The sequence below is a fragment of the Martinezella miluonensis genome (assembly GCF_900094545.1).
GTDB classification, from domain to species: Bacteria; Pseudomonadota; Alphaproteobacteria; order Rhizobiales; family Rhizobiaceae; genus Rhizobium; species Rhizobium miluonense.
In genome coordinates, this window is sequence record NZ_FMAH01000022.1 from 63,604 (window position 1) to 77,341 (window position 13,738).

12 protein-coding genes are annotated in these 13,738 nt (G+C 59.3%); 11 read left to right on the plus strand and 1 reads right to left on the minus strand.

Annotation, left to right across the window (positions count from 1 at the left end; all coding sequences use genetic code 11):
- Position 1 precedes the first annotated feature (1 nt).
- The gene (locus tag GA0061102_RS18095; RefSeq protein WP_092851735.1) at positions 2 to 508 is read right to left on the minus strand and encodes a DUF1993 domain-containing protein; all 507 of its coding nucleotides are present in this window, start codon (positions 506 to 508) and stop codon (positions 2 to 4) included.
- A gap of 372 nt (positions 509 to 880) precedes the next feature.
- Between GA0061102_RS18095 and GA0061102_RS18100 the strand changes: the two genes are divergently transcribed.
- The 11 genes from GA0061102_RS18100 to GA0061102_RS18150 all read left to right on the plus strand — a co-directional run bounded on the left by GA0061102_RS18100 (position 881) and on the right by GA0061102_RS18150 (position 13,732).
- Complete coding sequence (locus GA0061102_RS18100; RefSeq protein ID WP_092851737.1) at positions 881 to 1,810, plus strand: sugar ABC transporter substrate-binding protein; 930 nt, start codon at positions 881 to 883, stop codon at positions 1,808 to 1,810.
- Between the two features lie 72 nt (positions 1,811 to 1,882).
- The gene (locus GA0061102_RS18105) at positions 1,883 to 3,424 is read left to right on the plus strand and encodes a sugar ABC transporter ATP-binding protein (protein ID WP_092851739.1); all 1,542 of its coding nucleotides are present in this window, start codon (positions 1,883 to 1,885) and stop codon (positions 3,422 to 3,424) included.
- A gap of 32 nt (positions 3,425 to 3,456) precedes the next feature.
- Complete coding sequence (locus GA0061102_RS18110) at positions 3,457 to 4,482, plus strand: ABC transporter permease (protein WP_004127101.1); 1,026 nt, start codon at positions 3,457 to 3,459, stop codon at positions 4,480 to 4,482.
- A gap of 283 nt (positions 4,483 to 4,765) precedes the next feature.
- Positions 4,766 to 5,836, plus strand: a complete 1,071-nt coding sequence (locus GA0061102_RS18115; RefSeq protein WP_092851741.1) for a dipeptidase — start codon at positions 4,766 to 4,768, stop codon at positions 5,834 to 5,836.
- Positions 5,837 to 5,872: 36 nt separating this feature from the next.
- The gene (locus GA0061102_RS18120; protein WP_092851745.1) at positions 5,873 to 7,510 is read left to right on the plus strand and encodes an ABC transporter substrate-binding protein; all 1,638 of its coding nucleotides are present in this window, start codon (positions 5,873 to 5,875) and stop codon (positions 7,508 to 7,510) included.
- 84 nt (positions 7,511 to 7,594) lie between these two features.
- On the plus strand, positions 7,595 to 8,599 hold the full coding sequence (locus GA0061102_RS18125; protein WP_425348542.1) for an ABC transporter permease: 1,005 nt from the start codon (positions 7,595 to 7,597) through the stop codon (positions 8,597 to 8,599).
- Positions 8,596 to 9,522 carry an ABC transporter permease gene (locus tag GA0061102_RS18130; protein ID WP_092851751.1) on the plus strand — a complete coding sequence of 309 codons (927 nt, stop codon included), beginning with the start codon at positions 8,596 to 8,598 and terminating at the stop codon, positions 9,520 to 9,522. The genes GA0061102_RS18125 and GA0061102_RS18130 overlap by 4 nt, the downstream gene beginning before the upstream one ends.
- Positions 9,519 to 10,352, plus strand: coding sequence for an ABC transporter ATP-binding protein (locus GA0061102_RS18135; protein WP_092851753.1), 834 nt, complete (start codon positions 9,519 to 9,521; stop codon positions 10,350 to 10,352). Before GA0061102_RS18130 ends, GA0061102_RS18135 begins: the two co-directional genes overlap by 4 nt.
- The gene (locus GA0061102_RS18140) at positions 10,349 to 11,098 is read left to right on the plus strand and encodes an ABC transporter ATP-binding protein (protein WP_092851756.1); all 750 of its coding nucleotides are present in this window, start codon (positions 10,349 to 10,351) and stop codon (positions 11,096 to 11,098) included. Before GA0061102_RS18135 ends, GA0061102_RS18140 begins: the two co-directional genes overlap by 4 nt.
- A gap of 262 nt (positions 11,099 to 11,360) precedes the next feature.
- Positions 11,361 to 11,549 (plus strand): hypothetical protein, encoded by a 189-nt coding sequence (locus GA0061102_RS18145; protein ID WP_092851760.1) that lies wholly within the window; start codon positions 11,361 to 11,363, stop codon positions 11,547 to 11,549.
- Between the two features lie 1,079 nt (positions 11,550 to 12,628).
- Positions 12,629 to 13,732, plus strand: coding sequence for an OpgC family protein (locus GA0061102_RS18150; RefSeq protein ID WP_425348543.1), 1,104 nt, complete (start codon positions 12,629 to 12,631; stop codon positions 13,730 to 13,732).
- The last annotated feature ends 6 nt before the right edge of the window (positions 13,733 to 13,738 follow it).

The following is a 13,738-nucleotide window of genomic DNA, read 5'->3' on the forward strand; positions in this document are numbered from 1 at the left end:
TTTAGGCAAACGATCCTAGATAGGTCATCTTGCCGACCGGCAGACCACGGCTGCGCAAGATGCAGTGCGCCGTGGTGATATGGAAGAAGAAGTTCGGCAGCGCGAACTTCGCAAGATAATCCTCGCCCTTGAACACGGTCTTATTGCCGCCCGGCGAGATCGTGACCTCACGCGTTTCGCTGCCTTCCAAAGCTTCCGGCGTCACCGTCGCCAGGAAATCCTGTGTTTTCTTCAGGCGTTCGCGCAGGTCGGCGACTGTCGTCTCATTGTCTTCGAAGCGTGGGGCATCGACGCCGGCCAGCCTGGCGATGGCGAGTTTCGCGGCGTCGGAAGCGCGCTGAAATTGGCCGGAAAGCGGCAGCATATCGTCGAAGAGGCGTGCTGCGACGAGCTCTTTGGGCTCGATGCCTTTTTCAGAGGCATAGGCTTCGATCTGATCGAGGTAGACCGAAAGGTTTTGCAGGCCGCGTTGAAAGACGGGGACCGAGAAACTGTACATCGAGGGCATGTTTGTTCTCCGTTACGGGCCACCGTCGGCGGCCGGGATCAGTCGCATTCTACCCCGTTCCTATGGCGATGGAATAACCGTTTCATTGGGCAGGGTGCCGGTATGTAGGTTCGGCGGCCGATACTTGCACTAGCGCCCGCCAGAAATCCGTCTTTTTCGCCTTCGGCAATGCGGCCCGAATTTAGTATTGACCTTTGCTATAAAAAATGGAATGAATATTCCGTACTTGGAATTTTACGGTTTGTTTGTTCCGTTTTTTCAATGTGGTCGTCATGGGAGTGCCGACCGAATTGATGACAGGCCCCACGGTCGAGACCGGGGGCTCCGGCATTTAGGAGGGGTGTGGCCGGGCACCGTATCTGGGAGGAAAACATGAAGAAATTCATTCTTGGTTCGGCGATGGCACTTCTGTTGTCGACCACGGCTCATGCCCAAACCGTCGGCGTGTCGATGGCGCTGTTCGACGACAACTTCCTGACCGTTCTGCGCAACGGTATGCAGGACTATGCGAAGGGCATGAATGGCGTGACGCTGCAGGTCGAAGACGCTCAGAACGACATTGCCAAGCAGCAGAGCCAGATCCAGAACTTTATCGCCAGTAAGGTCGATGCCATCATCGTCAACCCGGTCGATACCGATGCAACGGCTGCCATGTCCAAGCTGGCTGCTGACGCCAAGATCCCACTGATCTACGTCAACCGCGAGCCGGCAAACGTCGACAGCCTTCCGGACAAGCAGGCTTTCGTCGCATCCAACGAGCAGGAATCCGGCACTCTGGAAGCCAAGGAAGTATGCCGAATCCTCGGCGGCAAGGGCAAGGCCGTTGTCATGATGGGCGAATTGTCCAACCAGGCCGCCCGCATGCGTACGAAGGACGTTCATGACGTTCTGGCCACTGACGGGTGCAAGGGTATCAAGATCGTTCAGGAGCAGACTGCAAACTGGCAGCGTACCCAGGGCGCCGACCTGATGACCAACTGGCTCTCCAGCGGTCTCGAATTCGATGCGGTCATCTCCAACAACGACGAAATGGCGATCGGCGCCATCCAGGCGTTGAAGGCTGCCGGCAAGCCAATGGACAAGATTGTCGTTGCGGGCGTCGATGCAACGCAGGACGCGCTTGCCGCCATGCAGGCAGGCGACCTGAAGGTCACCGTGTTCCAGGATGCTGCCGGTCAGGGCAAGGGCGCGGTCGATGCCGCGCTGAAGCTCGCCAAGGGCGATAAGATCGACAAAAAGGTCTATATTCCCTTCCAGCTCGTGACGCCGACAAACGTCAAGGACTTCGTGAAGAAGAACTGATCGCTTGATGATCGACGGATGCGGGCATTTGAGCCCGCATCCTCATAAATCCGATCTGCCCGGGAGGGAAAAATGGTTGTGAGCCCATCCACCATGGCGGCGGTGCGCGCCAGCGGCGTTGTTCCGAATGCCGCCTATCTGCTGAGCGCGGAAAGCATCCGCAAGGAATTTCCCGGCGTGCTGGCCCTCGACGACGTTTCCTTTCACCTGAAGCGCGGAACGGTGCATGCGCTGATGGGCGAAAATGGCGCGGGCAAGTCTACGCTGATGAAGATCCTTGCCGGCATCTATATTCCCGACCAGGGCGAGGTGCGCCTCAAGGGCGTCGAGATCCGGCTGAAGTCGCCGCTCGATGCGCTGGAAAACGGCATCGCGATGATCCATCAGGAACTCAACCTGATGCCCTATATGACGGTCGCAGAGAATATCTGGATCCGGCGTGAGCCGAAGAACCGTTTCGGCTTCGTCGATCATACGGAGATGAGGCGCAAGACCGAGGAACTCTTCCACCGCCTGAATATTTCCATCGATCCTGAAATCCAGGTGCGCGAGCTTTCAGTTGCCAACAGGCAGATGGTCGAAATCGCCAAGGCGGTTTCCTACAATTCCGACGTGCTGATCATGGATGAACCGACCTCGGCCCTGACCGAGCGCGAGGTGGCCCATCTCTTCCAGATCATCCGCGATCTGCGCGCCCAGGGCATCGGCATCGTCTACATCACCCACAAGATGAACGAGCTGTTCGAAATCGCCGACGAATTCTCGGTGTTCCGCGACGGCAAATATATAGGCACTCATGCCTCCACCGATGTCACGCGCGACGATATAATCCGCATGATGGTCGGCCGTGAGATCACGCAGATGTTCCCGAAGGAAGAGGTGCCGATCGGCGATACCGTCCTTTCGGTCAAGGATCTCAGCCTCGACGGCGTGTTTTCGAATGTTTCCTTCGATGTCAGGGCCGGCGAAATTCTCGGCGTTGCCGGGCTGGTCGGCTCCGGTCGGTCGAATGTCGCCGAGACCATTTTCGGCGTGACGCCCGCATCGTCAGGCACGATCCAGCTCTTCGGCAAGATGGCCGAGATTTCCTCGCCGGCCGACGCGATCCGCCACCGTATGGCGTTCCTGACAGAAGACCGCAAGGATACTGGCTGTCTTCTCATCCTCAGCGTGCTTGAGAACATGCAGGTTGCGGTCCTGCACGACAAGTTCGTGCGCGGCGGCTTCGTGCAGGAGGGGCCGATCGAGCAGGCCTGCGAGGAGATGGCGAAGAAGCTGCGCGTCAAGACGCCTAATCTCGATGAGCGCATCGAAAACCTTTCCGGCGGCAATCAGCAGAAGGCGCTGATCGGGCGGTGGATGCTCACCAACCCGCGCATTCTGATACTGGATGAGCCGACGCGCGGTATCGACGTCGGCGCAAAGGCGGAAATCCATCGCCTCGTCACCGAAATGGCGCGCAACGGCGTCGCCGTCATCATGATCTCGTCGGAAATGCCCGAGGTGCTCGGAATGAGCGACCGCATCATGGTGATGCACGAAGGACGGGTGACCGGTTTCCTGGATCGCGCGGACGCAACTCAAGTGAAGGTGATGGAACTGGCCGCGCAGTGACGCCGCCAATCATCGCAAGGGAGGATTGAACCATGGTTAGCAAAGTTGCAGAGGCGGCCGCACCGGCACTGACTCGTCCTAGACGGCGCCGCGTTCCCCCGGAACTCGGCATCTTCCTCGTGCTGATCGGCATCGCGCTCCTCTGTGAAATCCTCGGCTGGATCTTCGTCGGCCAGAGCTTCCTGATGAACCTGCAGCGCCTGAAGATCATGATCCTGCAGGTCTCCGTCATCGGCATCATCTCCGTCGGCGTGACACAGGTCATCATTACAGGCGGCATCGACCTATCGTCGGGTTCCGTCGTCGGCCTGACGGCCATGGTGGCGGCCAGCTTCGCTCAGTCTTCCACCTGGGCACGGGCCGTCTATCCGGCGCTGACCGACATGCCCTTCTTCGTTCCGATCGGCATCGGTTTGCTGATCGGCCTCGTTGCGGGCTATATCAACGGCCAGCTCATTACCCGCACGAAAATTCCACCCTTCATCGCCACGCTCGGCATGATGGTCTCGGCGCGCGGCCTGTCGAAGCTCTACACCAAGGGCCAGCCGATCTCGGGCTTGACCGATCAGTTCAATTTCATCGGCTCCGGCATCTGGCCCGTCGTCGTCTTTCTGATCATCGCGGTCGTTTTCCATATCGTGCTGCGCTACACGCGCTACGGCAAGTTCACCTACGCGATCGGTGCCAATGTGCAGGCGGCGCGCGTCTCGGGCATCAATGTCGAGGGACATCTGGTCAAGGTCTATGCAATTGCCGGGCTTCTGGCAGGCCTTGCCGGCATCATTACGGCAGCCCGCGTCCAGACGGCGCAGGCCGGCATGGGCGTGACATATGAATTGGACGCTATCGCAGCGGCTGTCATCGGCGGCACCTCGCTCACCGGCGGCGTCGGGCGCATCGCCGGCACGGTGATCGGCACGATCATCCTCGGCGTGATGATCTCCGGCTTCACCTTCCTGAACGTCGACGCCTATTACCAGGAAATCGCCAAGGGCGTCATCATCATCGCTGCCGTCGCCATCGACGTCTACCGCCAGAAGAAGCGCGCCAAACGCTGAAATGCCCGACACATCGTCAGCGATCTAGAGCATTTCCGCTTTTTCCTCGAATCGCGAAAATGCTCTATTTCCTTGTTTCTTTACGCATTCCGGACGGAAAACCGCTGCGCACTTTTCCTGGACATGCTCTCAAGGCGGGGTTTTTACCCCGCCTTTTCTGTTTGAATGGGCCATTCCATGCAAATGCAAATTTTTTTCATTTGGGTATGGCGAATCCTGTCAGCTTTTCTATTCTGCCACTTTCCATTCGCTCCCCCATCGGGGTGCCTATCCAGGGTAGACGATGCAATCCGTATTCGATGGTCATAACGACGTCCTGCTGAGACTGTGGCATCATGCGCGCGATGGCGCCGATCCGATCGCCGAGTTCAGGGACGGGATATCTAGCGGCCATATCGATGCGCCGCGGGCCCGCGCCGGCGGGCTGGTCGGTGGTCTCTGTGCCATCTACATCCCCTCCGGCGATCTCGTCTTCGCCGATCCGGACGGCAATGGTCATTACGCAACGCCGCTTTCCGCTCCCCTGGAGCGGGCGCCGTCGCTCGACATCGCGCTGGAAATGGCAGCGATTGCCTTGCGGCTTGATCGTGCCGGTGCCTGGAAGCTCTGCCGCTCCACCGCGGAAATCCGCGATTGCATGGAAAAGGGCGTCTTCGCAGCCGTGATGCATATGGAAGGCTGCGAAGCCATCGATGCCGATCTCGCAGCGCTCGAAACCTTCTATGCCGCCGGCCTGCGCTCGCTCGGCCCCGTCTGGAGCCGGAACAATGTCTTTGCCCATGGCGTGCCTTTCGCCTATCCGAGTTCTCCGGACACCGGACCGGGCCTGACGGAGGTCGGCTTCGCGCTCGTGCGTGCGTGCAATCGGCTCGGCATCCTTGTCGATCTCGCCCACATCACCGAGAAGGGCTTCTGGGATGTGGCCAAGACTACGGACCAGCCGCTGGTTGCCAGCCATTCCAATGCCCATGCCCTGACGCCGGTTGCGCGTAACCTCACCGACAGGCAGCTCGACGCCATCAAGGAGAGCCACGGCATCGTCGGCCTCAACTATGCGACGGCCATGCTGCGCGAGGATGCGCGCTCGGATGCCGATACGCCGCTCGAAGCAATGGTGCGGCATGTGGACCATTTAGTGGGACGCGTCGGCATCGACTGCGTCGGCCTTGGATCAGACTTCGACGGCGCGACGATTCCCGCCGAAATCGGCGATGCTGCGGGTAACCAAAACCTGATTGCCGCCCTTCGGAAGGTTGGCTATGGTGAGGCCGATCTTGTAAAGCTGTGCAAGGAGAACTGGCTTCGCGTCCTCGCGTCCGCTTGGAAGGAAGGCAGCCGATCAAGTGCGTCCTGATATTGCGTAAAGTTTATTAAGAGGGGAATGAAAACAATGATTACCAAGATGAACAGCGGTTTCCGCGCGCTTTCCGCCGGCGTGGCTCTCTCGCTTCTGCTGATGGCGGCGCCGAACGCATACGCTGCGACGCCCAAGGATACGCTGGTCGAAGGCTTCGCCTTCGACGATATTCTGAGCATGGACCCGGCCGAAGCCTACGAGCTGTCCGCTGCCGAAATCACTGGCAACACCTACAGCCTGCTCGTGCGCCTCGACATCAACGATACCTCCAAGATCAAGGGTGACCTTGCCGAGAGCTGGTCCGTCTCCGATGATCACCTGACCTATACGTTCAAGCTGAAGCCCGGCCTGAAATTCGCGTCCGGCAATCCGATCACCGCCGACGACGTTGCATGGTCCTTCGAGCGTGTCGTCAAGCTCGACAAGAGCCCGGCCTTCATTCTCACCCAGTTCGGCATCAACGGCGGCAACGTGACGGAAAAGGCCAAGGCGACCGATCCGAACACCTTCGTCTTTACCGTCGACAAGCCCTACGCGCCGAGCTTCGTGCTGAACTGCCTGACGGCAACCGTCGCCGAAGTGGTCGACAAGAAGCTGGTCATGCAGCATGTGAAGCCGGTAACGCCGTCTGCCGACTACAAATATGACAACGATTTCGGCAATGGCTGGATGAAGACCGGTTTTGCCGGTTCAGGCCCGTTCAAGCTGCGCGAGTGGCGCGCCAACGAAGCCGTCGTGCTGGAGCGCAACGACAACTACTACGGCGAAAAGACGAAGCTGAACCGCGTCATCTATCGCTTCATGAAGGAAAGCTCCGCACAGCGCCTGGCGCTTGAGAACGGTGATATCGATATCGCCCGCAATCTCTCGCCGACCGACCTCACGGCCATCGAGAAGAACCCGAAGCTCGCTTCGACCAGCGCGCCCAAGGGCACGATCTACTATATGAGCCTCAACCAGAAGAATGCGAACCTTGCCAAGCCGGAAGTTCAGCAAGCGTTCAAGTCCCTGGTCGATTACGACGCCATCGGCAAGACGCTGATCAAGGGCATCGGCGAGATCCACCAGACCTTCGAGCCGAAGGGCATGCTCGGTTCGCTGGACGAGAACCCGTTCAAGCTCGACGTCGCCAAGGCCAAGGAATTGCTGGCCAAGGCAGGTCTGCCGAACGGCTTCTCGATCACGATGGACGTGCGCAGCATCGAGCCGGACACGAGCATCGCTACGGCGATCCAGCAGACGCTCGGCCAAGCCGGCATCAAGGTGGAGATCATCCCCGGCGACGGCAAGCAGAAGCTGACCAAGTATCGCGCCCGTAATCACGACATCTATTTTGGCAACTGGGGCCCGGACTATTGGGATCCCCATTCCAACGCCGATACCTTCACGACCAACGACGACAACTCCGATACCAGCACGAACAAGACGCTCGTCTGGCGTAACACCTGGACGGCGCCGGAGCTGGAGAAGCTGGCTAAGGCTGCTCTCTTCGAAGGCGATGCGGCCAAGCGCGGCGCCATGTATCAGGACATCGAGAAGAAGTTCATGGAAGCGAGCCCCTTCGTCATCCTGTATCAGCAGACGGAAGTCGCCGGCTATCGCAAGGACGTGAAGGATTTCAAGCTCGGCCCGAGCTTCGACAACAACTTCGTCTGGCCGATCTCGAAGTGATGATCCGGCAGGATTAGTCTTTTGAACACTGTCGAACGTAAAAGGCAGGTGCGGCCCAAGAAGGGCCGTGCCGCTCCGATTTTCATGGGGCTGCTGCGATTCCTGGTCGTGGCAGTCACCACTTATCTTGGCCTTCTCGCCGTTACCTTCTTCATCGGGCGCGTCATTCCGATCGATCCGGCGCTGGCGATCGCCGGCGACCACGCGCCACAGCAAGTGCTGGAACGCCTGCGGCGCGAGATGCATCTCGACCAACCGCTCTATCTGCAGTTCTATTACTATCTGTTGAGCGCCTTGAGCGGCGATTTCGGCACGTCAGTGCTGACCACCAATGCCGTCATGGACGACATCAAGCGCGTCTTCCCGGCGACGATGGAGCTTGCGACCGTCGGCACGATCATCGGCGCCGTGTTCGGCGTTCCCTTCGGCGTTCTCGCTGCAGTGCGCCGCAACAGCTTCATCGATCAGATCGTCCGTGTCATCGGCCTTGTCGGCTATTCCGTGCCGGTCTTCTGGCTGGCCATGGTTTCGCTCGTCATCTTCTATGCGAAGCTGAACTGGGTGGCCTATCCCGGCCGCATCGACATCGCGTTCGAATATACCTTCACGCCAATCACGGGCTTCTTCCTGCTCGACAGCGCCATGCAGGGCCAGTGGGACGTCTTCTGGGACGTCTTCCGCCATATCATCCTGCCGGCGTCGCTGCTTGGCTATTTCTCGCTCGCCTATATCAGCCGCATGACGCGCAGCTTCATGCTGAACGAGCTGGGCCAGGAATATGTCGTGGCCGCCCGGGCCAAGGGCCTTTCCGAGACGCGGGTGATCTGGGGACATGCCCTGCGCAGCGCCATGGTACCGTTGATCACGGTGATCGCGCTTTCCTATGCTGGATTGCTCGAGGGTTCGGTGCTGACGGAGATCGTCTTCTCCTGGCCGGGCATCGGCTTCTACATCACCAGCTCGCTGCGCAATGCCGATATGAACGCCGTCCTCGGCGGCACCATCGTCGTCGGCACGGTTTTCATCGGCATCAACCTGATTTCCGATCTCCTGTATCGGACTCTCGATCCAAGGACTCGACGTAAATGACGGCTGAGACCATCCAACCCAGCTTGCGGGACTGGCTGCTGTCCGACCGGCCACAGTCGCGCAGACAGGCAAGACTCGGGCGTGCTTATGTCACATGGCGGCAGTTTTCCGCCAATCGCCTCGCCGTTGTCGGCCTGCTGATCATCATCGCGCTCGTACTCATCGCGGCGCTTGCCGATGTCATCGCACCTCACTCGCCCGTCATCGGCGATCTGACCAATGCCTATCTGAAGCCGCCCGGCACGCCGGGCTATCTTCTCGGCACAGACGACCTCGGGCGCGATATTCTTTCGCGCCTCATCTACGGTTCGCGTTGGACGCTCTATATCGTCGTTCTGGTTGCGATCATATCGGCGCCGGTTGGCCTGATCATCGGCATGATCTCCGGCTATCTCGGCGGCTGGACCGATACCATACTGATGCGGATCACAGATATCTTCCTTGCCTTCCCGAAGCTGGTGCTGGCGCTTGCCTTCGCCGGCGCACTCGGGGCAGGCATCGAAAACGCCATCATCGCGATCGCCATCACCTCCTGGCCGCCCTATGCGCGCTTGGCGCGTGCGGAAACGATGACTGTGCGGCACTCGGATTATATCGCCGCCGTACAGCTTATGGGTGCCTCGCCCCTGCGCATCATCTTCCGCCACATCATGCCGCTGTGCATTTCCTCGGTGATCGTGCGCGTCACGCTCGATATGGCGGGCGTAATCCTGACCGCGGCTGGTCTCGGTTTCCTCGGTCTTGGCGCGCAGCCGCCCTTGCCCGAATGGGGGGTCATGATCGCCAGCGGCTTCAAATACTATCTCGATCAATGGTGGGTGGCGGCTATGCCCGGCATCGCGATCCTGATCGTCAGCCTCGGCTTCAACCTGCTTGGCGACGGCCTGCGCGACGCGCTCGATCCGAAGGAGAGCGGCCAATGACAACGCTGCTGACAGTCGAAAACCTCAGGGTCCGCTATCCGACGCGCACAGGTATCATCGAAGCGGTGCGGGGCGTATCATTCACACTCGGCCGCGAAAGGCTCGGGATCGTCGGCGAAAGCGGCTCCGGCAAGTCGCAGACGGGCCGAGCCATCATGGGGCTGACCCCGCCGCATGCGCTCGTCAGTGCCGACAAGCTGAATTTCAGCGGCATGGACCTTCTGTCGATTTCCGCCAGGGAGCGGCGGTCGCTGCGTGGCAAGCGCATCGCCATGGTGCTGCAGGATCCGAAATATTCGCTCGATCCTGTGATGACAATCGGCAAGCAGATCACCGAGACGCTGCGCACGCATGAGAAGGTGAGCAAGGCGGAGGCGCGTGACCGTGCGCTGGCTATGCTCGAAGCCGTGCAGATCCGTGATCCCGGCCGTGTCTACGACTTGCATCCGCACGAGGTTTCGGGCGGCATGGGACAGCGCGTCATGATCGCCATGATGCTGATCGCCGGGCCGGAACTGCTGATCGCCGACGAGCCGACCTCGGCGCTGGACGTGACAGTGCAGCTCGACGTTCTCAAAATCATGGACAAGCTGGTGTCGGAGCGCGGCATGGGACTGATTTTCGTGTCGCACGACCTGCGGCTGGTTTCCTCCTTCTGCGATCGAGTGCTCGTCATGTATGCAGGCAAGGTCGTGGAGGAAATCAAGGCTTCCGAGCTCAACAATGCCCAGCACCCCTACACGCGTGGTCTGCTGAGCTGCATGCCCGTGATCGGGGAGAATCGTCATCCGTTGCCGGTTCTCGACCGTAAACCGGAGTGGGCGGCATGATGGCGGCGCTTGCGGTTGATGGCCTCAGCGTCGTCTATGACGGTTACTATGCCCTCGATGCTGTCAGTGTCGATGTGAACAAGGGCGAATCCTTCGGTCTGGTCGGTGAATCCGGCTCCGGCAAGTCGACGCTGCTGCGTGCCGTCGCGGGCCTTGCGCCCGTTACCGATGGCACCATCCGCGTCGGCGACGAGCAGTTGAAGGGCTCAAGGCGCAGCAAGGTCTTTTATAGCCAGGTGCAGATGGTGTTCCAGGATCCTTACGGTTCCTTGCATCCGCGCCAGACGATCGACCGTCTGCTGCTGGAGCCGCTGGCGATCCACGGGATCGGCGACAGCGAAACACGGATTGCCAGGGCGCTCGACGAAGTGGGCCTGGGGACCGGCTTCCGCTTCCGCTATCCGCATCAGCTCTCCGGCGGCCAGCGTCAGCGCGTCGCCATTGCGCGGGCGCTGATTGTCGAGCCCTCCATCCTGCTACTCGACGAGCCGACCTCGGCGCTGGATGCCTCGGTGCAGGCCGAAGTGCTCAATCTGCTCGAACAGGTGCGCAGGGATCGTCAGCTGACATTCGTGATGGTGAGCCACGATCTCGGCGTCGTCACCCATATGTGCGAACGCCTGGCGGTCATGCGCAACGGCGCGGTCGTCGAGAGACTGACAGCGAAAGAGCTGGCGGCGGGCGACGTCAAGGAAGACTACACGCGCAATCTCATGGTTGCCAGCAAAGGCTTCGTCCGCGCCTGAGCGGATGATTTCCGGCGGCTTGTCAGGTTAGAGCGGCTCAGGGTTTCACGGGAATCGCCGAGCCGCTTTAACCGTTTGTTTTAATGCAATTCTGGACGGAAGAACCTCCGTGCGCTTCTCCTGGAATTGCTTAACGGACGAGCCACCGAAACACGACCAATCGTATAGACTATTGACACCTGCCGCAATTCTGTCATGATCTCGTTAATGGCGGTTAACTTTCGTGATCCCAAACATGGGTCACACGCGAGTGGAGGCAGGCATGTTTTTCATGGGTGGCATGACCATGGGCTATCTTCATCCGCCGGTCCCGGCGAAGCAGGACGGTGTGCGGTCTGCCTCTCTTTCCGATGAAAAGTGCCGCCGCCAGGCCGGCTCTGCCGAAGAGCAGGCGGCCGATACGAGCGCCATAGAGCGCAGTTTGATTTGGGCTCGCCGCATTCTCTGCTGATTTGGTTTTTGCCGATCTTATGAGCCCTTGCAACCCAGTGGTTTATTTTTTCTCGAGCGTGCTGCTGGACAGAAATTCATCTCTACCTAATTGATAGGAATTGTGTGAATGTCTGTTCGAAGCTCGATCAGAGACACATAAGAAGAACGAACGGAGGCAACACATGGCGAATTTGGGCATATCGAATACGCATGTGAATCAGTTCGACGGTTCCAAGCGAACCGTTAAGACGCGGCACAAGATACAGACAGCGGTTAACGTTGTCCTGTTTTCAGCGGCGTTTCTGTTCGTAGCGGCGATTGTCTTAGGCTTCGTGATCTGATCGAAGAGCGTTTGCGGGGAGGCGGGTTTGACCGTCTCACGGCAAGGCTCTTCGAAGTTCATTTTCTTCAATAGCGAATGGTGAGGGCGCGGCCGACAGAATTGTCGATGCTGCGCTTTTTAGTATGGGCCATGTCGTCATGGGCGTGCGCGAGATCGCACCGAAGATGCCTGTATTGCTTCGATATGCTCAGTCGGGTCAGCCATGCACATGATCGTGATCGGGTCGATAGCGATCGTGTAGAGCCCTCTGTCGTTACGGCTGATATCTAATATAAAGGGAATCGACTCGCCGTGGCGACTGGACCTGACAACACAGGATCCGCCGGCCGGCTGTATCGTGTCGCGATCGAAGGCATTCTCGGCAACAGCGCCAATATGGCCGGCCTCACCTCAAGCCGCCGCTGCCTTCATGACGGGATAGCTTGGCGGCGGACATTGAGCCGTCAGACGGAAAAATCTCTGCTTCCGTCTCAAAAGCGCCCGAAGCGGCGGGATACTCGGTCATCGTAATATCGGACGGTTGCCCATCCCGAGGGCATCCGATCGGACAGTGGCATTTACTGCACTGTTTTGCGTCGTCGTTCGGTGCAGGGAAGGAACTCTCTAGCTCCGATCGCATTTGATTGTCGGAACAGGAGATCTCGATGAACTCAAGGGCGAATATCGGCCCGGCATCGGCACAGCCAGTCAGTTTGCCGCGGCCGGTGCTTCAGAGGGATACGCGACTGGATGTCCTCAGGGCCTTGGCCCTGATCATGATCTTCATCAACCATGTGCCGGGGCAGATCTTCGAGTTCATGACCTCGAAGAACTTCGGCTTTTCCGACGGAGCCGAAGCCTTTGTGCTGATCTCCGGCATATCGGTCGGTCTCGCCTATGGAACCCGCTTTTCTCCTGGAAGCCGGTTGTCGATGGCATGGAAGGCGGTCAAGCGCGCCTTCACGCTCTATACCGCGCATATGATCACCACCTTCGTGACGCTGGTGCTTTTCATCGCCGGTGCCTGGATATTCCAGCAGAAGGGTCTGCTGTGCGAAGTGAATATTCTGGCCTTGCTCATGGATCCGGCTGGCGGCATTCCGGCGCTGCTCACGCTTGGACACCAGATCGGCTACAATAATATCCTGCCGATGTACGCAGCGCTGTTTCTCATGTTGCCTCTGATCATGCTGCTGGAGGCGAAGAGTCCGCCGCTGCTGCTCTTGGTTTCCGCCAGTGTCTGGCTTGTGTCGGGCATCTATTACATTGCGCCCCATACGACCTTGCTCGAAGGCTTTTGGTTCCTCAACCCACTGTCCTGGCAATTCCTGTTCGTCATAGGCTTCGTCGCCTGCATGCATGTGAAGCGCGGTGGAAAGATCCCCGCTCATCCGGTGCTGATCGCACTCGCGTCCGTCTATGTGCTCGTTTCTTTTGTCTGGGTTACCGACAAGCTCTGGGTGCTCGGCGATTACCTGGCGACGCTGGGTCTGCCGACCGTCGTCACCGGTTTCGACAAGACCTTCCTGTCGCTGCCGCGATTGCTGCATGTGCTGGCGCTGGCCTACCTGATCGTCAGCGTGCCGTCCATTTCGCGGTTTCTGCGCCGTTCCGCTCATCATCCGCTGACGATCCTCGGGCGGCATTCGCTCAATATTTTCGTCGCGGGTACGATCCTCGCCATGGCCGGCCAGGTTCTTCTCTATGTGACCAACAAGAGTCCCATCGTTGGTGCGATCTATGTTGTCATCGGCACCGCCACGCAGTTCCTCTATGCCTATCATCTCGAGCGCAAGCGGCTTCAGACTGCCGGGCAGCGGCCTGAAAAGGCACAGCTGGCGGCGACCGCCGTGCCGGCGCATATCGCAAAGCGCCGCTGAGCGCCC